The organism is Streptomyces sp. NPDC101110 (genome assembly GCF_044759525.1).
Classification (GTDB): domain Bacteria; phylum Actinomycetota; class Actinomycetes; order Streptomycetales; family Streptomycetaceae; genus Streptomyces.
The window spans coordinates 334,510-354,068 of record NZ_JBIVZM010000001.1 but is presented as its reverse complement, the minus strand read 5'-3'; the positions used below and the strand labels follow the sequence as shown (position 1 = coordinate 354,068).

General features: G+C 72.6%; 13 protein-coding genes. 3 read left to right on the top strand and 10 right to left on the bottom strand.

Annotation, left to right across the window (positions count from 1 at the left end; genetic code table 11):
• Positions 1-41: 41 nt before the first annotated feature.
• A complete protein-coding gene (locus ACIQU3_RS01715) occupies positions 42-515 on the top strand; it encodes a pyridoxamine 5'-phosphate oxidase family protein (RefSeq protein ID WP_403724527.1) in 474 nt (157 codons plus the stop codon).
• Between the two features lie 59 nt (positions 516-574).
• Here ACIQU3_RS01715 and guaA read toward each other — a convergent pair whose 3' ends face one another.
• Positions 575-2,155, bottom strand: a complete 1,581-nt coding sequence (guaA, locus tag ACIQU3_RS01710) for a glutamine-hydrolyzing GMP synthase (protein WP_403724523.1) — start codon at positions 2,153-2,155, stop codon at positions 575-577.
• Here guaA and ACIQU3_RS01705 point away from each other — a divergent pair.
• Positions 2,149-2,766, top strand: a complete 618-nt coding sequence (locus ACIQU3_RS01705; protein ID WP_403724520.1) for a chorismate mutase — start codon at positions 2,149-2,151, stop codon at positions 2,764-2,766. The genes guaA and ACIQU3_RS01705 overlap by 7 nt on opposite strands.
• Positions 2,767-3,387: 621 nt before the next feature.
• Here the strand turns inward: ACIQU3_RS01705 and ACIQU3_RS01700 are convergent.
• Positions 3,388-4,527, bottom strand: coding sequence for a hypothetical protein (locus tag ACIQU3_RS01700; RefSeq protein WP_403922997.1), 1,140 nt, complete (start codon positions 4,525-4,527; stop codon positions 3,388-3,390).
• A gap of 214 nt (positions 4,528-4,741) precedes the next feature.
• On the opposite strand from ACIQU3_RS01700, the gene ACIQU3_RS01695 reads away from it, so the two are divergent.
• Positions 4,742-5,731, top strand: coding sequence for an LAETG motif-containing sortase-dependent surface protein (locus ACIQU3_RS01695; RefSeq protein ID WP_403724514.1), 990 nt, complete (start codon positions 4,742-4,744; stop codon positions 5,729-5,731).
• A 102-nt stretch (positions 5,732-5,833) separates the two neighbouring features.
• On the opposite strand, the gene ACIQU3_RS01690 is transcribed toward ACIQU3_RS01695, so the two are convergent.
• The 8 genes from ACIQU3_RS01690 to ACIQU3_RS01655 all read right to left on the bottom strand — a co-directional run bounded on the left by ACIQU3_RS01690 (position 5,834) and on the right by ACIQU3_RS01655 (position 19,541).
• The gene (locus tag ACIQU3_RS01690) at positions 5,834-7,621 is read right to left on the bottom strand and encodes a GMC family oxidoreductase N-terminal domain-containing protein (protein ID WP_403922995.1); all 1,788 of its coding nucleotides are present in this window, start codon (positions 7,619-7,621) and stop codon (positions 5,834-5,836) included.
• A 38-nt stretch (positions 7,622-7,659) separates the two neighbouring features.
• Positions 7,660-9,297 (bottom strand): succinic semialdehyde dehydrogenase, encoded by a 1,638-nt coding sequence (locus ACIQU3_RS01685; RefSeq protein ID WP_403922993.1) that lies wholly within the window; start codon positions 9,295-9,297, stop codon positions 7,660-7,662.
• A 135-nt stretch (positions 9,298-9,432) separates the two neighbouring features.
• Positions 9,433-11,436, bottom strand: a complete 2,004-nt coding sequence (locus ACIQU3_RS01680) for a protein kinase (RefSeq protein ID WP_403922991.1) — start codon at positions 11,434-11,436, stop codon at positions 9,433-9,435.
• Between the two features lie 71 nt (positions 11,437-11,507).
• Positions 11,508-13,163, bottom strand: coding sequence for a serine/threonine-protein kinase (locus ACIQU3_RS01675; RefSeq protein ID WP_403724497.1), 1,656 nt, complete (start codon positions 13,161-13,163; stop codon positions 11,508-11,510).
• 274 nt (positions 13,164-13,437) lie between these two features.
• Positions 13,438-14,610: a serine/threonine-protein kinase gene (locus ACIQU3_RS01670; RefSeq protein WP_403724489.1), complete on the bottom strand. Its 1,173-nt coding sequence runs from the start codon at positions 14,608-14,610 to the stop codon at positions 13,438-13,440.
• A gap of 78 nt (positions 14,611-14,688) precedes the next feature.
• Positions 14,689-15,036, bottom strand: coding sequence for an SH3 domain-containing protein (locus ACIQU3_RS01665; protein WP_366710266.1), 348 nt, complete (start codon positions 15,034-15,036; stop codon positions 14,689-14,691).
• A gap of 90 nt (positions 15,037-15,126) precedes the next feature.
• Positions 15,127-16,872 carry a serine/threonine-protein kinase gene (locus ACIQU3_RS01660; protein ID WP_403923207.1) on the bottom strand — a complete coding sequence of 582 codons (1,746 nt, stop codon included), beginning with the start codon at positions 16,870-16,872 and terminating at the stop codon, positions 15,127-15,129.
• Between the two features lie 167 nt (positions 16,873-17,039).
• Positions 17,040-19,541 carry a protein kinase gene (locus tag ACIQU3_RS01655; protein WP_403922989.1) on the bottom strand — a complete coding sequence of 834 codons (2,502 nt, stop codon included), beginning with the start codon at positions 19,539-19,541 and terminating at the stop codon, positions 17,040-17,042.
• Between the last annotated feature and the right edge of the window lie 18 nt (positions 19,542-19,559).

The window sequence follows — 19,559 nt, the reverse complement described above, 5'->3', positions numbered from 1 at the left end:
AGCCGACAGAAGATGTCGGAATTCGGCGCGACACTCTTCCCATGACAGCGAACTGGGCGGCTTTCGCCGCGGCCGAACCGGATCTGGCCGGCACCGTGGAGAAGCGTTTCGGTGCCTTCACGCATCACATCCTCGCCACCCTCCGCAAGGACGGCTCGCCCCGCACCAGCGGCTTGGAGGTGCGGTTCCTGAGCGGCGAACTGTGGCTCGGCATGATGCCCGACTCGCTCAAGGCCCTCGACCTGCGCCGCGACCCGCGCTTCGCGCTCCAGGCGAACCCCGGAGCGGGCACCGGCATGGGCGGCGGCGACGTGCGGATCAGCGGCCGGGCGATCGAGGTCGACGACATGGAGACCAAGGCCGGATACGTCGAAGAGGTGGAACCGCCGGAGCCGTTCCACCTCTTCCGGGCCGAGCTGACGGAGGTCGTGCGGACCTGCGTCGAGGACGACACATACCTCGTCGTCCAGGTCTGGGCGCCCGGCGCTCCCCTGCGCACGATCAAGCGCACCTAGGGGCCGACCGGGAGATCACTTCCACCCGGACAGGAGATCACTCCCACCCGATCGGGAGATCACTCCCACTCGATCGTGCCCGGCGGCTTCGAGGTCACGTCGAGGACCACGCGGTTGACGTCCTTGACCTCGTTGGTGATGCGCGTGGAGATCCGGGCGAGGACCTCGTACGGCAGGCGCGACCAGTCGGCCGTCATGGCGTCCTCGGACGAGACGGGGCGCAGGACGATGGGGTGGCCGTAGGTGCGGCCGTCGCCCTGGACGCCGACGCTGCGGACGTCGGCGAGCAGGACCACCGGGCACTGCCAGATGTCGCGGTCGAGGCCGGCCGCCGTGAGCTCCTCGCGGGCGATGGCGTCGGCCTCGCGCAGCAGGTCCAGGCGCTCCTTGGTGACCTCGCCGACGATGCGGATACCGAGGCCGGGGCCGGGGAACGGCTGGCGCTGGACGATCTCCTCCGGCAGGCCGAGCTCCTGGCCGACCATGCGGACCTCGTCCTTGAACAGCTGGCGCAGCGGCTCGACGAGTTCGAACTCGATGTCGTCGGGGAGGCCGCCCACGTTGTGGTGGGACTTGATGTTGGCGGTGCCGGTGCCGCCGCCGGACTCGACGATGTCCGGGTAGAGGGTGCCCTGCACGAGGAAGGCGACCTCGGGACCCTCCTCCTGGAGGATCTCCAGCTGCGCCTGCTCGAAGACGCGGATGAACTCGCGGCCGATGATCTTCCGCTTCTGCTCGGGGTCGGAGACCCCTGCGAGCGCCTTGAGGAACCGTTCCTCGGCGTCCACGACCTTCAGCTGCACGCCGGTCGCTGCCACGAAGTCCTTCTCGACCTGCTCGGTCTCGCCCTTGCGCATCAGGCCGTGGTCGACGTACACGCAGGTCAGCTGGGAGCCGATGGCCTTCTGCACGAGGGCCGCGGCGACCGCGGAGTCCACGCCGCCGGACAGGCCGCAGATGGCGCGCCGGTCGCCGACCTGCTCGCGGATGGCGGCGACCTGCTCCTCGATGACGTTGCCGGTCGTCCAGTTCGGCGTGAGCCCCGCGCCCCGGTAGAGGAAGTGCTCCAGCACCTGCTGCCCGTGCGTGGAGTGCATCACCTCGGGGTGGTACTGGACGCCGTACAGCTTCTTCTCGTCGTTCTCGAAGGCGGCGACCGGTACGACGTCCGTGGAGGCCGTGACGGTGAAGCCCTCGGGGGCGGCGGAGCAGGCGTCGCCGTGCGACATCCAGACGGACTGCTCGGCGGGGGTGCCCTCGAAGAGAGTGGAGGAGACCTTGGAGACGTGCAGGTCGGTGCGGCCGTACTCGCGGGCGCCGGTGTTGTCGACGGTGCCGCCGAGGGCGCTCGCCATCAGCTGGAAGCCGTAGCACATGCCGAAGACGGGGACGCCGGCCTCGAAGATCTCGCGGTCCAGGCTGGGCGCGCCCTCCGCGTAGACCGACGAGGGACCGCCGGAGAGGATGATCGCCGCGGGGTTCTTGGCGAGCATCTCCTGGACCGGCATGGTGCTCGGCACGATCTCGCTGTAGACCCGCGCCTCGCGGACACGACGGGCGATGAGCTGGGCGTACTGCGCGCCGAAATCGACGACCAGGACGGTGTCGGCGGCGTTGGCAGCGGGAGTCGCTGATGACACGGGGTGCCTTCCGGCGGTGGGGCGGGGGTCTTGTGCCACCCGATTCTACCGGGGGGCCGCCGGGCTCCTTCCGTGAGCCGGACGACCGCCCCGTCTCAGGATGCGAACCGGCTTGGAAGGCCCCGGGCCGGGGTGCATACTTGCCCCCATGTTCCAGCAGCAGACGTTCGTCTTTACCTATGGCATCCGGCCCGCCGGACGCCATGGTCGTGCTGCTTGAGCAACTGACAAGCGACTTCCCAGGCGCCCCGGGCCGACAAGGCCCGGGGCGTCTGTCGTCGTCCGGGCCGTGTCGCCCCGGGGCGGCCCCCGACGACGAGGAGCCCCCTATGACCGCCATCGACGTGACCGGCGCCCGCACTGCCGAGGCCGCCGACGTGATCACCGGCGCGCGCGAGCGGATCGACGCGCTCGACGATCGGATCATCGGCCTGATCCAGGAACGGGTGGCCGTCTCCGCCGTCATCCAGGAGGCGCGGATCGCCTCCGGCGGACGGCGCGTGAACCTCTCCCGCGAGATGGACGTCCTCGGCCACTACAGGGAGGCACTGGGCAAGCCGGGGACCGCGCTCGCGATGACCCTGCTGGAGCTGTGCCGCGGCAAGATCTGAAGCCACTGGATCCGAGGCCTGCGGGTCCGGCTTCCTGTTCCCGGGACAGACGTACGCATCGCTCTCACCCGTCCGGCGCGTGACCGCCCCCGCCCCGCCTCGTTGGTCCCGGTGTCCGTGCCAGCCAGGGGCGGGCCCGAAAGAACCACGCGTGGCTCACTGGGGCGATGAGACGCACGGATCGTGCCGTGCGTCGTGGGACCTCGCTCCAGGGAAGTGGCCGGACGGCAGGGGACAGCAGCCCGGTCACCAAGAGAACGGTCGGCTCCGGGGACGCCCGGGGCCGACCGGCGGACCCTGCATAAATGCACAAGTCTGGGTCAAACGGTTGCGGGCGCCGCGTTCATCCAGCACGATGCGTACTCAGTCCAAGTCCCCGGCGGACACCCGCACTGCCGTATTGCCAGAGGTACAGACCAGCGGCGCAACCCCCCGGCGCCGCTTCCGAGCACCGGCGCTGCCCTGACGTCGGTGCTGACGAGAGGAAGGGCCCCGCGGCTCCACCCCGCGGGGCCCTTCGCTCCACCCGGATGCCGGTCACCGTCCGCCTCGGGCCAGCCACGAGGCACCCGTTCGGTCAGGCGCGAGGCACCGTCCGGCCAGGCGCGAGGCACCGTCGGGTCAGGTGCGGGTCACCGTCCCGCAGTTGCCGCCGTCACCGTGGTCGAGTTCCTTGCTCCGGTCGTACGGGTCCGTCGCCGGGCCGCTCGGGTCCGGGCCCTCGGACCGGCTCGACGGGAACCCCGGATGCAGGTATCCGTCGTAGACGTCACAGGCGGAGTTGCCTATCTCCTGGTCGTACTCGACCAGCAGCAGCCGGCCCGGGGTGACCTTGTACCGGGCGGGGTCGGCGAGTTCGACGTCGAGGACCCTGCGCACGATGGTGCGGGCGACCTCGGGAGGCCCGTCCGCGCGCACGACGGGGTAGACGAAGGTGTAGTCGGCGCGCACCGCGACGCCCCCCTGCGTCCCCTTCTTGAACGTCATGCGTCCGCGGGTCTTGATCACGTCGCCGGCCGGCCGCACCTCGTCGGGGTCGAAGCGGCTGAACAGCGTCACCGGGTCGTGCTCCCTGCTGGGGGAACCCAGCCCGGTGTCGAGGTCGTCGAGGAGTTCGGGCTGCTTGGGGTCCAGCACGGAAAGGGCGGCGGCGGGGCGCGCCCCGCGTACGGTCTTCGGGTCGAGGTTGGCGCCCACCAGCAGTTTCTTCGTCAGCTTCAGGGCCTCTTCCACCCGGTCGGCGGAGACCGCGCCGACGGCCTTCGCCTCCGGCAGGACGATGCCGTCCTCGCCGTCGGCCCAGCGCAGAGCCGGGGAGCCGGCGAACGGCCGGTCCAGGGTGGGGGTTTCCGGGTCCGACGCGCCGGGCGCGGCGGTGGGCTTCGCCGTCTCGTCGGGCAGCGGTGAGGCCTCGGCCGCCTGCGACCCGTTGCCGAAGGGGTCGCCGGGCAGCAGCGACGGCTTCAGTGCGACCACCACCAGGGCCGCCGCGACGGTCACACCGAGCACCGCCCACACCTTGCGGCGCCGGGCCGCCCGGCGGTTCGCCCCCTGCCCCGCCGGGCCGGTACGCCACCCGGGCGGCTGCTCGCCCCGGGCGTCCTGGTCACGCAGCCGCTCGGTCACCATGCGGGCCCGCGCGGACGGCTCCTTCGGGGCGGAGGAGCGGATGTCCCGCTCGGTGTCGCGGATGAACTGCTCCCAGACGTCGTCGGGGAGCCCGGAGGCCGACGATGAATCGTCGGACGGTTTGTCAGACACGAACCCAAGATCTAAGCGCGTGGCAAGCGCCTTCACAAGAAGGTCTTGGATGTGACCCAGCACACATAAAAATTCTGTGAATGGCAGCACAACCATTCACAGGTTTCACGGATCAAACCTGCCGAACCAAGGGCCACTCCCGCGCCCCACACGCGGAGGCCTCCCCCAACGTTCGTGCCGCATCCCGCGGTACGCCGGACTCTCCGAGGTCTTCATGAAGCTTCGCCGCGCCATGGCAGCAGCGGCCGCAACGGCGGTCATAGCCCCGGTGGCACTGCTCGCGGCACCGGCCGCGTACGCGACCGAAGAAACCACGCCTACGCCGAGCGCGTCCGTGAGCGAGTCCGCTCCGGAGACGTCGGCTTCGCCTTCCGCTTCCGAGTCCACGCCCGCCGCGAGCAACACGCCGGCTCCGAGCACGTCCGCGAGCGAGTCCGCTCCCGAGACGTCCAGCTCGCCGAGCGCGTCCGCGAGCGAGTCCTCCTCCCCGTCGCCGAGCGCCTCCGAGCCGGAGGAGTCGGAGTCCCCCGACCCCGAGCCCTCGGTCTGCGAGGACACCAAGGTCGACGTCGGCATCACCGGTCTGCCCGGCAAGATCGCGGCGGGCAGCGGCTGGCACAAGTTCTCGCTGAACGTGCTCAACAACTCCGACTCCACCCTGAACGACCTCGACTTCTTCGCCGGGGCCTCCCCCGACAAGAACGGTGAGGAGCTGTTCACCAGCAAGCAGGTCCAGCTCCAGGCCTGGGACCCGCAGGACAAGACCTGGGTCGACCTCAACGAGGGCGGCTACGCGGTCGGTTACGTCGGCTACACCGACGAGCTGAAGCCCGACTACGAGGTCGACATCCCGCTGCGCCTCAACGTGAGCAAGTCCGCCCCCGTCGGCGCCGGCTTCTCGCTCGGCGCGACGATCTACGGCGACAACGACGCCGAGTGCACGGGCTTCGGCGACGTGTCGTACAAGTTCCAGATCGTCTCCGCCGGTACGGACACCGACGGCACCAAGCCCCAGGAAGGCGGCAAGGCGCCCGTCACCGACGAGAAGCCGAGCGGTGACACGCCGGAGGTGACCGGCAGCCTCGCCGAGACCGGCTCCAGCTCCGCCCTGCCGATGATCAGCCTGGTCGGCGGCGCCGCGGTCGTCGCCGGTGCCGGTGCGATCTTCGTCGTCCGTCGCCGCAAGGCCGGCGTGCAGGCGTAAGCCGTAGCGGCCGACAGGCCGTTGCACCAGCAGAAGAGGGACCTGCGCTCGGAGGGGGGCGCAGGTCCCTCTTCTGTGTCGTCTTCCTGGTGAGGGTCCCGTCTACTTCTTCGGCGGTACGGCCGGCATGCCGAGGAACGGCAGCCGCAGCGCGCCGAACGCCTCCGCCGGGACGGCCGGGGACTTCGGCTCGACCGGCTGGAGCCGCACATAGGCCGTGCCCTGGTCGGGACGCTGGTCGGGCTCGCCCTTGTTGGGCCAGTACGACATCGCCCGTTCGGCCTGGGCGGTGATGGTGAGGGACGGGTTGACGCCCAGGTTGGCGGAGACCGCGGCGCCGTCGACGACGGAGATGCCCGGGTGGCCGTAGAGGCGGTGGTACGGGTCGATCACGCCGGAGTCGCGGGAGTCGCCGATGGGGCAGCCGCCGAGGAAGTGGGCGGTGAGTGGGGTGCCCATCAGTTCGCCGACGTTGGAGCCGGCGAAACCGTTGATCTCGGCGGCCAGTGCCGAGGCGCCCTCCGTCGCGGCCTTGATCTGCTTGGGATTGGGGGCGCCGTGGCCCTGCCGGGCGGTGAGCAGGCCGCGGCCGATGCCCGACGGCTTCAGGTACGTCGTCAGGGAGTTGTCCAGCGACTGCATCACCAGGCCGATGATGGTCCGCTCCGACCAGCGGCGGTTGGACAGGGAACGCAGCACCAGCAAGGGGTGCCTCGCCGCGTTCGCGAGGAAGCCCAGGACCCGCGAGGTGCCCGAGTCCGTCCCGGCATAGGGGACCTGGAGGATGGACAGGCCGCCCATCGAGTTGGAGCCCCTGCCGTAGCGGACCGGCTCGATGTGGGTGCTGGCGTCGGGGTGGATGGAGGACGTGATGGCCACGCCTCGCGTGAAGTCGGCCTTCGGCGCGCCGTGCGCCTTGCGGTAGCGCCGGTCGTCGGTCTGGGCGCCGACCAGTGCCTCGGAATTGGTGCGGGTCAGTTCGCCCAGCCGGTCCGAGAGGTAGGGCAGTTGGCCGCCCGACTTCATGCGGTGCAGCAGGGTCTGGGTGCCGTAGGTGCCGGCGGCGAGGACGACCTTGCGGGCGGTGTAGGTGCGGCCCTTCGCCTTGCGGCCGCGGTCGGTCGGCAGGGTGGCGACCGCGTAGCCGCCGCGCGAGTCGTCGGTGACCGACACGACCGTGGTCATGGGGTGGACGACCGCGCCGGCCTTCTCGGCGAGGTGCAGGTAGTTCTCGTTGAGGGTGTTCTTGGCGCCGTGGCGGCAGCCGGTCATGCACTCGCCGCACTCCGCGCAGGCCTTGCGGGACGGGCCCACGCCGCCGAAGTACGGGTCGGGCACCTCCTGGCCCGGCTTCGCCTTCGCCGAGCCGTCGGCGTCCTCGCCGTCGCCGAAGAAGACGCCGACCGGGGCCATGTGGAAGGAGTCGCCGCAGCCCATGCGCTCCGCGGCGGCCTTCAGGTGCACGTCGGAGGGGGTCATGGTCGGGTTGAGCCGCACGCCCAGCATGCGCCGGGCCTGGTCGTAGTACGGCGCCAGCTCGTCCTGCCAGTCGGTGATGCCGCGCCACTGCGGATCCTCGAAGAACGGCTTCGGCGGGACGTAGAGGGTGTTGGCGTAGTTCAGGGAGCCGCCGCCCACGCCCGCGCCCGCCAGGACCATGACGTTGCCGAGCAGATGGATGCGCTGGATGCCGTACATGCCCAGCTTCGGCGCCCACAGGTAGTTCTTCAGGTCCCAGGAGTTCTTCGGGAGGGACTCACGGGTGAAGCGGCGACCGGCTTCGAGTACGCCCACCCGGTAGCCCTTCTCTGTGAGGCGCAGGGCGGTCACCGAGCCGCCGAAGCCGGAACCCACGACGATGACGTCGTAGTCGTAAGCGTCCTGAGGCACGTGCCGTCTCCCCTTCGAGTGGCTGAAGCGAGGGTCGTCTACCGGAACCGGAAAGCCTTCATCAGGCGCAGGCTCCTGCTCATGAACTGGGCGTACTTCTCGTCGTCCATGCCCAGCGACGGGGCCATCGGGAGCACCCGCTGGTGGGCGACCGTCTGCGCCTCGGTGTACTTGAGGATGCCCTCGGAGCCGTGGCGACGGCCGAGGCCGGAGTCCTTCATGCCGCCCATGGGGGACTGGACGCTGCCGTACGCGGGGGCGTAACCCTCGTTGATGTTGACCGTGCCGGTGCGCAGGCGGGCGGCGACCTCCTGGCCGCGGCGGCCGTTCTTCGTCCACACCGAGGAGTTCAGGCCGTACGCCGTGGCGTTGGCGCGCTCGATCACCTCGTCCTCGTCCTTGAAGCGGTAGACCGAGACGACCGGGCCGAAGGTCTCCTCGTCGCAGACGGACATGTCCGTGACGACTCCGTCGAGGATCGTGGGCTCGAAGAAGTACGGGCCGATGTCGGGGCGTGCGACACCGCCCGCGACGAGCTTCGCGCCCTTGGCCACGGCCTCCTCCACGTGCCGGGTGACCGTCTCGAGCTGCCGCTCGCCCACCAGGGAGCCCATGTCGGCGCCGTACGCCAGGGACGTGCCGAGGCGCATCGCCTTCGTCCGGGCGGCGAAGCGCTCCAGGAAGGCGTCCGCGATCGACTCGTGGACGAAGAGCCGCTCGATGGATATGCACAGCTGGCCGGCGGAGGAGAAGCAGGCGCGGACGGCTCCGGCCGCGGCCTTCTCGATGTCGGCGTCCTCGAGGACCAGCATGGCGTTCTTGCCGCCGAGTTCGAGGGAGACGCCGACGAGCCGGGCGGCGGCGCCCTGGGCGACCTCGCGGCCGGTGCGGGTGGAGCCGGTGAAGGAGACGTAGTCGGCGTGCCGGACGACCTCGGGGCCGACGACCGGGCCGTCACCGAGGACGACCTGGAAGACGTCGGCGGGCAGGCCGGCCTCGATGAGCAGGTCACGGGCCCACAGGGCGGTCAGGCAGGTCTCGGTGTCCGGCTTCATGACGACCGCGTTGCCCGCGACGAACGCCGGGAGCGCGTCGCCCACCGACAGCTCCAGCGGGTAGTTCCAGGGGGCGATCTGGCCCACGACCCCGCGCGGATGGCGCAGTTCGGTCACCTTGGTGAGGGTCGGCACGGCGCCGGCGTGCCGCTTGGGGCGCAGGTAGGAGGGGGCCTTGCGGCCGTAGTGCCGGGCGGCGACCGCGACGGCCTGGACCTCCTCGTGGGCGTGCAGGCGGGCCTTGCCGGTCTCCAGCTGGATCAGGTCGAGCACATCGGCCTGGCGCTCCAGCACCAGGTCGTGGAAGCGGAGCAGGACGGCGGCGCGCTGCCGTACGGGGGTCTGCGCCCACACGGCCTGGGCGGCACGGGCCAGTTCGAAGGCCCTCGCCACGTCCTCGGGCGTCGACTCGGGGAGGTCGGCCAGCTTCTCACCGGTGAACGGCGTGTGGTTGGCGGTCCGGCCCGAGCCGGCCACACCCTTGGTGAGCTGGGCGACCAGCTCGGGCGTGACCACGTCCGCGGCGGTGCGGGCGCCCTCCGGGGCGGGGGCGAGGGGGTTCGTGCCGGTCTGTGCCGTGCCGGTCTCTGCCGTCTTCTCAGCGGCCTGCGCGTCCGTCATGAGGCGCAGGGTATGCCGCGACGGAGGCTTTGGGTACCCGTCGGTAATACGGCTTCACCGACCGCACACACGACGCCAGTGACTGCTGGCAACAAACGCGCTGATCAGGACGTTGTGCGGTAACGGGTGTGTGATTCAGCCCTTTACGATCCCGAGTCGCTCCCGGGCCCCCTCGAACACCGAGGTGCCCTCTTCCTCCTCCGGTGTACCCCGGGGCATGTCGACGCGGAGTTCGTACATACGGTCGTCGTCGGTGCGCACGACAGCCCGCAGGAGCCGCCTGGGCATCCCGCCCCGCCGGTACGCGGTGTCGGCGAGTGCGGCCTCGTGGCCCTGTACGCGGGTGCGGGCGTACCGGGTTCCTCCCCCGGCGTCGTGCGCCCTGGCCTGTTCCATCGGCGCGGCCGGGGCCTCGTCCCAGGTGAGGAGGCGGACCTGGACGGTGCCGGCGGGCGCGTTGCCGTAGAGCACGGTGCGGGGCCGGCCGGTCGCTCCGCCGGTACGGCCGAGGGGCCGGTAGTGACCGGGGAGGTGGAGGACGGCTGCCATGTCCGGCTCGGGATGCGGGGTCCAGGCATCGGCCGCGCCGACCGCGTCGGTGGCCTGTCCGGCGCTCTCCGCACCGCTGGTGCCGGCGAGTTGGGTGACGGCCCCCATGCCCCCGGCGAGCAGGGCGGAGAGGAGAGCCAGGGGGCCGGGGCGAAGGAGGCTCTGGCGCTTGGCGGGTACGGGGCCGGGGTGGTCGGGGTGGTCGTGCCGGTGGTGCTCCGCTGGGGCGGGGTCGGGTGAGGTGAGGGCGGGGTCGGGTTGCGCCGGGGTGGGGTCGGGTTGCGCGAGTGCCCCGGCGAGCACGGGGTCGGGCAGGGCGTCGGGGACGGCGTCAGGCTGGGCGGCCTGGGCGGCGGGGGCCGGGTCGGAGGGTGGCGCGGTTCGGCCGGCGGAGCTCCCCGGGTGTTCGGCCACCCGCGGTGACCGAGTCGTCAGGGGGCCCGCCACCGCTTCCAGTTCCTTCGCGACCTCGTCCGCGTCCGGCCTTTGGTCGGGGTCCGGGACCAGCAGCCGGGCTATCAGCGGTCCGAGGGGGCCGGCCCGCGTCGGTTCGGGCGGCTCGGCGGCGAGGACAGCGGCGAGCGTGGCCTCCGGTGTGGTCCGCAGGAACGGTGAGGAGCCCTCGACGGCCGCGTACAGCAGGGCGCCCAGGGACCACAGGTCGGAGGCGGGCCCCACAGTGCGGCCTGAGATCCGCTCCGGGGCGACGAACTCCGAGGCTGCGGCGGACTTCGACGGTGCGGTGGCGGACCCCGGTGGGCGGGCGGCGGACTCCGATGCACGGCTTGCGGACTCCGGTGCACCGCTTGCGGGTTCCGAGGGGCCGGATGCGGGTTCCGACGGGCCGGATGCGGGTTCCGGTGGGCCGCTTGCCTGCTCGGACGGGGCGTTTACGAGTCCCGAGGGGCGGCTTGCGAGTTCCGAGGTGCGGCTTGCGAGTTCCGAGGGGCGGCTTGCGAGTTCCGAGGGGCCGGATGCGAACTCCCCGCTCACCGTGGTCAGGTCGTCCCCCTGCACCTGGGTTGTGCCGAAGTCGGTGACGACGACGCGCCCGTGCGGAGCGAGCAGCACGTTGGCCGGTTTCACGTCCCGGTGCACGATGCCGACGGAGTGCGCGGCGCGCAGGGCACCGAGGACGGCGAGTCCGATCCGGGCGGCTTCGGGCACGGCGACCGGGCCCCGGCCGAGCGTCTCGCGCAGGGACTCGCCGGGCACCAACTCCATGACGATCCAGGGGAGTCCGTCCAGCGCCTCGGCCGCGTCGAGTTCGTCGGGGCCTATGGGGCCCGGTCGCTCGTCCCGCTGCTCCGCCTCGACGACCACGTCGTGGATGGTGACGGCGGCGGGATGGTCGACGCGGGCTGCGGCCCGGGCCTCGCGGTGCAGCCGGTGGGCCGCGCGCCGGTGGCTCTCGGTGTCCGGGTCGCCCGGCAACCGGGGCTGTCTGACGGCGACCTCACGCCGCGCGTGCTCGTCGAGGGCCCGCCAGACGGTGCCCGTGCCCCCGGTACCGATGCGTTCGACCAGCCGGTAGCGCCCCCCGACCAGCCGGCCCAGCGCGGCGTCCGTCCCGCCCCCGTCGTTGCTCATGCCCCATCAGTACCCCGCGGGGCGGCAGATTGTCGACGCGGGCCGTTTTCAACGGTGTTGGGCCTACGGGATCAGGTCCCGTCGATGTCCAGGTTCGCGATCGCCGTGCTCGCCACCTCGCGTCCGCGGGCGGTGAAGTCGCTCTTGTCCGGGTAGCTGACGGTGAGTTTGTACATGTCTCCGCCGGGGGTCCGGTAGTAGAGGATCTGGACCTCCCGGGGGCGGGGGTTCTCGCTGTCGTCGGTCTTGAAGGGGACGGTGTTCCGGGCGGCCTTCTTGTCCCGGTAGGTGGTCTCCTGGGGATCCGTCTTCTTCGGACCCTCGTCCATGTCCAGGTCGTAGCTGCCGCTCTCCTTGAACCGGGCGTCGTCGTCGTACATCTCGGCGGCCGCGGAGCCCGCGATGTTGCCGCCGGTGTCCTCGGCCTTCTTCTCAAGGGACAGGGCGATCCAGATGCTGCCGCTCCAGTCGGTGTACCTGACCCAGTGGCTCTGGTCGGATTCCCGGTCGGGCACGGTGCGCTGGTATGACTCGGGTACGGCGAGCGACGCGGCGAGGTCCTTCTCCTGCTTGGTCTCCCAGCCCCCGGGCAGTGGCCCGGCGAACGGGTCCGCGAGCACCAGGTACGCCGTCACGGCCGCCGCGACGGCCGCGGCGCCCAGTCCGAGCCAGGCCCTGCGGCCGAGCCGAACGCCGCGGCTCCCCTCGCCCTGGCCCGTGACCCGCACGGCCCGGGTGGGCTGCGTTGCGGGCGGGTGCGCGGCCACCTCCAGCAGGGCCCGCACCCGTGCGGCGTCCGGGCGGCGGGCCGGGTCCTTGTCCAGCAGGCCGCGGATGGCCTCGGCGAGCGGGCCCTGGGCGGAGGCGGGGGGCGCGGGCGTGGCGTTGAGGACGGACTGGAGCGTGGCGGGGGTGTTGCTGCGGCGGAACGGTGAGACGCCCTCCGTCGCCGCGTACAGCACCACGCCGAGGGACCACAGGTCGCTCGCGGGGCCGGGTCGCTGCCCCAGCACGCGCTCGGGCGCGATGTACTCCGGCGAGCCGACGAAGCCGCCGGTGTCGGTGAGGCTGGTCTCGCCCTCGATCTGGGCGATCCCGAAGTCCGTGAGGACGACCCGGTCGTAGCGGCCGAGCAGCACGTTGTCGGGTTTCACGTCGCGGTGCAGGATGCCCGCCGCGTGGGCGGCCTCCAGCGCGCCGAGCACCTCCAGGCCGATCCGGGCGGCCTCGCGCGCGGACAGCGTTCCCTCCTGGAGGGCGTCGCCCAGCGAGCGGCCCCGCACGAGCTCCATCACGATCCAGGGCTGGTCGTCCACGACCGCGACATCGTGGACGTTCACGACGGCCGGGTGGTCGAGCCGGGCCGCGGCCCGGGCCTCGCGGCGCATCCGCTCGAAGGCGTTGGCGCGTTCGCGTTCGGGAAGGTGGTCGGGGACGCGGGGCTCCTTGACGGCGACCTCCCGGCCGACCGTCTCGTCCTCGGCCCGCCAGACCGTGCCCATGCCGCCGTGCCCGAGCTTGGCCAGCAGGCGGTAGCGCCCGGCGATGAGCCGCCCGGCACCGGGGCCCTCGGGCGCCTGGGCCGACCCGGCCGGCACGGCCTGGGTGGGCGACGGGGGCGACACGGCGTAGGGGTTGCCCGGCACCGGCGCCTGCCGGTTCGGTGGTTGCAGGACAAAACTCGTCGGCTCGTCGGCCCCGGACCGGGCTCCCCCGCTGTTGCTCATGGGCTCATCCATACCGCGCCAACCGCCCGCGGATCCACAAAGGACGCGAGCCGGTCACAGACCCGTGACGTCGATCCGCGGCTCTTCTCCGCCTATGTGGCGGTACGGCTCGGGCGATCACGCGCTGGGCATCGGGCCCGGTCGCCGGTCACGGGCCGGGCGCGGGCGTGCTCGGCGGGGCCTGCGCGGTGGACGGGGTCTTCGACGGGCTTCGGCGGTCACGACCGGGCGCGCACGCGCCCGGTCACGGGCTCGACGACGGCGTGCTCGGCGGTCACGGCCGTGACGACGGTGTGCTCGGCGAGGTCTGACGGGGTGACGAGAACTTCGGTGTCGGCGATGCGGAGCTCGTCGGGGTGGGGCCTCCGTCCCCCTTGCCGCCGTCCCTGAGCAGCGCCGCCGCGGACACCCCGGCTCCGGCCATCGCCACGACCAGCAGCGCCGCGATGAGGGCGCGCCGCGCGGGCTGCCGGAGGAAGGGCTCCTCCGGCGGGGCCGGACCCGGCGGGTCCGCCTGCGGCACGGACAGTTGCCGGAGGGCGGGGACCGCCGGCCGTTTGCCCGATACGGCACCCACCGTCGGCGCATAGGCGGGCGGCGGCACCGGCGGCGTGCGCCCCGTGCCGTGGAAGGCCCGCAGCATGCGCTCCGCCCGGCCCGCGTCCAGTCGCCGGTCCGGATCGCGCTCCAACAGCCCCCGTACGACGGGCAGGATCGGCCCGGCCTGTGCGGGCGGCTGGATGTCACCCACGACGACCGCGTGCAGGATGCCGCCCAGCGAGTCGCGGTGGAACGGTGACTCGCCGCTGAGGGCCGCACACAGCAAGGCACCCAACGACCACAGGTCGGACTCGGGCCCGGTCCTGACCCCGGACATCCGCTCGGGCGCGGTGTACTCCGGCGAACCGACGAAGGCTCCGTTCTCGGTGAGCGTGGGGGCGCCCGCGACCTGGGCGATGCCGAAGTCGGTGAGGACGACCCGGTCGGTGCCGGCCTCCAGCAGCACGTTGTCCGGCTTGAGGTCGCGGTGCAGCACTCCGGCCGCGTGCGCGGCGCCCAGCGCGCCGAGCAGGGCGATGCCGATGCGCGCCGCTTCGGCGGCGTCGACCGGCCCCTGCTGGGCGAGCCGGTCGGCGAGCGAGCCGCCCTCGACCAACTCCATGACGATGTAGGGGCGTTCGCCGTCCTCGACGACATCGTGGACGACTATGATGTGCGGATGGCTCAGCTGGGCGACGGCCCGGGCCTCGCGCAGCGTGCGGTCCCGCTGCCGGCGCGCCTGCGCCACGGAGAGTGTCTCGTCGTAAGGGAGTTCCTTGACGGCCACGCTCCGGCCGAGGAGCTGGTCGGTCGCCCGCCAGACCACTCCCATGCCGCCGCGACCGAGCTTCTCCTCCAGGCGGTACCGCCCCGCGACCACACGGAAGTTCGCTCCCTCGGTCCCCATGAGCCCCATCATGCCGCAGACGGCGTCAACGCCCACGAAATCCGGTCGCCGCCCGGCACCGGCCGGGCGGCGGGTCGCTCAGCAGTGCTTCAGGCTGCCGTGGTCCGAGAGAAGGTCACCGCGGACCCAGCCGTACTTGCCGGTGCTGTCGTCCCGCAGGTACGTCCAGAAGTACGCCTCGTCCAGGTACAGGTAGCAGTGGTAGTCGAGCCTGTGGCCGCTGCTCGCCTTGCCGACGATGGAGCAGGACGTGCTGGGGCCCGACCGGATGTTGCCGCCGCTCCCCGTGGCGCGCCAGGCGCTGCTGTCCTTGTCCGCGTAGCCTTCCCCGCACCTGTCGGCCGCCGCTGCGGGCGTGACCAGCAGTGCGGGAATCGCCACGGTGGCCGCGGCGATCGCCAGAAGCTGGCTGATGATCTTCTTCAATTCTGCTCCCCGTCATGGTCGCTCACGTGCGGTCACACACGTGGTCACGACATGTTCACATCATGCCGGGGGCAGATTAGCAGGCGTCAACTACCCTGCCTGCCGCGGCTGTTGCCAGCCCTGCAGTACCCACTTGAACTGCTTGCTCGTCTGCGCCCAGTCCTTCTCCGGCGAGGAGATGTAGATCGCGTACTCGACGCCGTCCCGCGAGAAGTACGTCTCCTCGATGGCGTGGCGCGGCCCGGCGACATAGGGCGGATCCTTGGCCAGGGCCGTCCAGGTGTACTCCCACAGCGAGCCCTTGCGGTCCCGGTAGGTGTTCTCCTCCATGGTCACCCGCTTGTAGTCGACCAGCCTCTGGACCTGCTGCTCCAGATCCTCCTGGTGGGACTTGGCGTCGGCGAAGTCGGGTGAGGTGTCGATGGCGATGCGGACGAAGTGCCGGCCGCCGTCGGGCGAGTAGTCGATCTGCTTGAGCTCGCCCTGCGGGCCGAAGGGCTTTCGCTTCCAGCCCTTCGGCAGGTAGAGGCTGAATCCGACGGGGTCCTCGTAGCGGACCCAGCTGTCCGGAACCGCTCCTCCGGCCGCGTGCGTGTTCCTGGGCGTCGTCGAGCCGGAGCCGTCGCCCTGCGACGGGCCCTTGTTCCACTGCTGGAGCACCACGGCCGTGCCCCCGCCGATGATGGCCGCGAGCGCGACCACCAGGGCGAGGGTGCGCAACCGGCGGCGCCGGCCCGAGCCGGTCGGCTGCGGGACCGTCGCGCCCCGTCCGGCTCCGTCGGGGCCGTACGGCCGGGTACCGGCCGTGGCCGGCCCGGTGGCCACGGTGCCGGCCGGCGGCGGGAGCGGCGTCCCGGGGTGCGACCCCGAGCCGCTGCCGAACGGGCCGGAGACGGTCGCTCCGGTGCCGGTCGTACCGGTGCCGGTGGCGGCCGTCCCGGTGCCCGTCCCGCTGTGATGGTCCCGGTACGGTGCCGTCCCCCCGTACTGCGTCGGCACGTACGCCTGCGCCCCGTTGGGCCGTCGGCCCTCCGCCGCCTCGGCGAGCATGTGCTCGGCCTCGGACGCGCCGGGCCGGGCGGCCGGGTCCTTGCGCAGCAGGGCGGTGATGACGGGTTCGAGCGGACCGGCGTGCCGGAGCTCGGCGGCCTCCTCCTCGACCACGGCCTGCATGGTGGTCAGCGGGGTGGTGCGGCGGAACGGCGATCGGCCCTCCACCGCCGTGTAGAGCGTCGCGCCGAGCGCCCACAGGTCCGAGGAAGGGCCGGGGTCGTGGCCACGGACGCGCTCGGGCGCGAGGTAGTCGACCGAGCCGACGACCTCGCCGGTGCGCGTGATGGTCGTGTCGCCCTCGATCTGCGCGATGCCGAAGTCCGTCAGCAGCACCCGCCGGTCACTGGCGAGCAGGACGTTGCCCGGCTTGATGTCGCGGTGCAGGACGCCGGCGGTGTGCGCGGCCCGCAGGGCCCGCAGCACCCACAGGCCGATGCGCGCCGCCTCGCGCGGCTCGACGCGCCCCTCCTCCTTGACCTCGTCGGCCAGGGAACGGCCCTCGACCAGCTCCATCACGATCCATGGACGGCCGTCGTGCTCCAGTACGTCGTGCACGGTGACGACCGCGGAGTGGTTGATCCGCGCGGCCGCCCTGGCCTCGGCCCGGGTGCGCGCGAGCAGGATCGCCTGCTCGCTCTCGGAGACGTAGAGGGCGGCGGTCAACTCCTTGATGGCGACCGACCGGTGCAGCACCTCGTCATGTGCACGCCAAACCCGGCCCATGCCGCCACTGCCGATCGATTCGGCCAGCCGGTAGCGGCCCGCGACGAGCAGGCCCTGCATCTGATTCACGTTGCCCCGCAATGGTCTTGACAGGGTCAGCGTAAGGACCCGCCCTCACCCAGGGAACAAGCGGGGTACCACGGTGACCGCACTGTGACGGTTGTCGCCTGCCGGGACGTGAGGCAACCAGAGTGTGAACTGCGGCGTACAGGCGGCGCGCCGGGCGCTCACTTCGTCGCCTTGTACGTCGCCGCCGCCTGCTCGTACAGCCTGGTCACCTCGTCCCGATCGGACTCCGGGCCGCGCACCTGGACCACGTGATAGCGCCCCGCGACCAGCATCGCCAGGTTGCGGACGTACAGCTCGCCCCCGTCCGCGCCGGTCCAGGTGAACTGTCCCTCGGCCATGGCCCGTCCGCCCACCTCGATCGTCTTCAGACCGGTGGAGGTGGCCCAGCTGGAGTCTCGGTACGGCTGCAGCTCGCGCTCCCTCTCCCGCTGGTAGGCCATCGGATCACGGCCGTACTCCGAGGCGCTGTCCCGGCCCGCGACGACGATGAGCTCGAAGTCGCCCTTGGCGTAGACGACCTGGCCGCCGCCACGCGTGGTGCGGTCCCAGCCCTTGGCGACGGCGACCTGGAAGCCCGCCGCGTCCTTGCGCAGGGTGAAACCGTCGGCGACGTCGGGGCCGGTGGTCTGCGTCTCGGTGGTGCCCGCCGACGACGACGGGCTCTTGGCCGGCCCGGGCGAGGTCTGCTCGGGTCGTGGCTCGCTGCTGGCCTCGGGCTCGGGCGCCCTGCTCACCTCGCCGGCCGCACCGGTGCGGTCCGCGCCGTCCGTGCGCTCGCCGTCCGGCTTGGGCATGAAAAGCATCGCGTAGGCGATCGCCGCGGCCATCGCGAGCAGCACCAGCACGAGCAGGGTGCGGCCGAGGCGGTGCGGGGAACCGGAGGCGCTCCTGGCCCGCTTGTGCCGACCGTGGTGCGCGGGCAGCCCCGCCTTACGCCGCCGCACCAGCTCCCCCCGGCGCCGTACGACGGGCAGCCGGCTGGCGTCCACGGGCGGCGCCGGGACGACGTGCACGCCGGCCTCCGGCTCGGGCGCCGAGCGCACCAGCGAGCGCAGCCAGCCGCGCACCTCCTCGAAGTCGAGGCGCTCGGTCGGGTCCTGACGCAGCAGCGACTCCACGACCGGCCGCAGCGGCCCGCACTCCTCGGCGTACGCGGGCGGTTCGGCGCACACCATCTGCACCAGCTCGGCCGTCGACTCCTCCGGGTAGGGCGCGTGCCCCTGCACGGCCCTGAAGAGCAGCGCGCCGAGCGCCCACAGGTCGGTGGCGGGACCGATCGGCGCGGCCAACTGCCAGTTCTCGTGGACGGGTCCGGCCTGCTCCGGTGCCCAGCGCTCGGTCACCGGCCCGACGACGGCCATGCGCGCCTGCCGCGCCCGCTCGGCCGCCAGCGCCGTGGCCGGACCGCGCCGGGGCGCGTGGGTGTCGGCGACCAGATCGTCCCACCGGGTGGGCTCGCCCTGGGACGCGGTGTCCGGGGCGGGCGGGAACGCTGCCCGCTCCCCGCCCCGCCGCGCCGGTGCACCACCGTTCGTGCCGCGCGGCGCGGCGCCGTGCCAAGAGGTCGACGTCGGACCGCCACCCACCCCGTAGGGGTCCGCGATCCGCCCCGGCGGTACGGCTCCGGGGGCCGTGCCCTGTCCGGGGATGTACGGCGCCGGTCCGTCTCCATAGGGCGCGACGCCGCCGTCCGGGGCGGGGCGGGCTCCGGGCAGGGCCGCCCGCCCGCTCTGCCGCACCTCCTGCACCCGTGCGGCGGCCCGGGCACCCGCCCGGTAGGCCGCGATGGCACCGGCCCGCGCCGCTCGCGGGTCCCGGCCGTCCTCCGCCGGCCCGCGCGCCGGCACGACACGGCCCCCGCCCGTGCTCTCGCTGCCTGCCGAGGGCAGCCCTCCGGCCTCCCGGGCCTCTATGGCAGCGCGCCGCGCGGCCTCGGGGTCACTCGTGCCACCGCCCGGCCCAGGGGCTCCCGGCGCGTCGGCGCCGGGAACCGGCCCCGCGCTCTGAGGCCCAGGCCCCCGCCCGGGCTCCTCGGACGCCGGTTCCGGAACGGGGTCGTAGCCGCACAGGGCCTCCTCCGCCGCGCCCACCGCCAGCCCGGTGAGCATCACCCGGCCGTCGTCGCAGACCAGCACCGTCCGCGCGGTGATGTTCCGGTGCACCCAGCCGTGCGCGTGCAGCACCCGAAGGGCCATCAGGACGTCGGAGGCCACCTCGGCCGCCCGGTAGGGCGTCAGCGGCTTCTCGGCGAGCAGCGCCGCCAGCGGGCGCGCGGCCACCAGTTCACTGACGATCCACAGGGAACCGCCCTCGGCGAACACGTCGAAGACCTGGTCGAGCCGGGGGTGGTCGGGAATGGCCGCAGCGGCCTGCGCCGCCTCCACCGCGCGCCGCACCACCGGGTCCGCGGGCCGCCGGACGCCTCCCCGCGCGCCGCCGGGCCGCCGACCGCCGACGTCACGTGCCGTGAAACCGTCGGGCAGCCCTTCCGCGTCGAGGACCTCGGCCTCGACCACCTCGGGCAACGGGACCTGCCGGACCAGGACTTCCTGTCCGCTGTAGGTGTCGAAGGCCCGGGTCTCGGTGAGTTCGTACTCGTCGGACGGCGGCAGCGGCAGGCGGTAGCGGTCGGCCAGCACCCGACCCGCGTAGTCGTCCACGTTGCCTCCCCCGGCAGC

Excerpts from the sequence above, each read along its gene's own strand:
- ACIQU3_RS01715 (WP_403724527.1), top strand. The coding sequence starts at position 42 with ATGACAGCGAACTGGGCGGCTTTCGCCGCGGCCGAACCGGATCTGGCC.
- ACIQU3_RS01705 (WP_403724520.1), top strand. The coding sequence starts at position 2,149 with ATGACACGGGGTGCCTTCCGGCGGTGGGGCGGGGGTCTTGTGCCACCC.
- ACIQU3_RS01695 (WP_403724514.1), top strand. The coding sequence starts at position 4,742 with ATGAAGCTTCGCCGCGCCATGGCAGCAGCGGCCGCAACGGCGGTCATA.
- ACIQU3_RS01685 (WP_403922993.1), bottom strand. The coding sequence starts at position 9,297 with ATGACGGACGCGCAGGCCGCTGAGAAGACGGCAGAGACCGGCACGGCA.
- ACIQU3_RS01680 (WP_403922991.1), bottom strand. The coding sequence starts at position 11,436 with ATGAGCAACGACGGGGGCGGGACGGACGCCGCGCTGGGCCGGCTGGTC.
- ACIQU3_RS01675 (WP_403724497.1), bottom strand. The coding sequence starts at position 13,163 with ATGAGCAACAGCGGGGGAGCCCGGTCCGGGGCCGACGAGCCGACGAGT.
- ACIQU3_RS01670 (WP_403724489.1), bottom strand. The coding sequence starts at position 14,610 with ATGGGGACCGAGGGAGCGAACTTCCGTGTGGTCGCGGGGCGGTACCGC.
- ACIQU3_RS01660 (WP_403923207.1), bottom strand. The coding sequence starts at position 16,872 with ATGCAGGGCCTGCTCGTCGCGGGCCGCTACCGGCTGGCCGAATCGATC.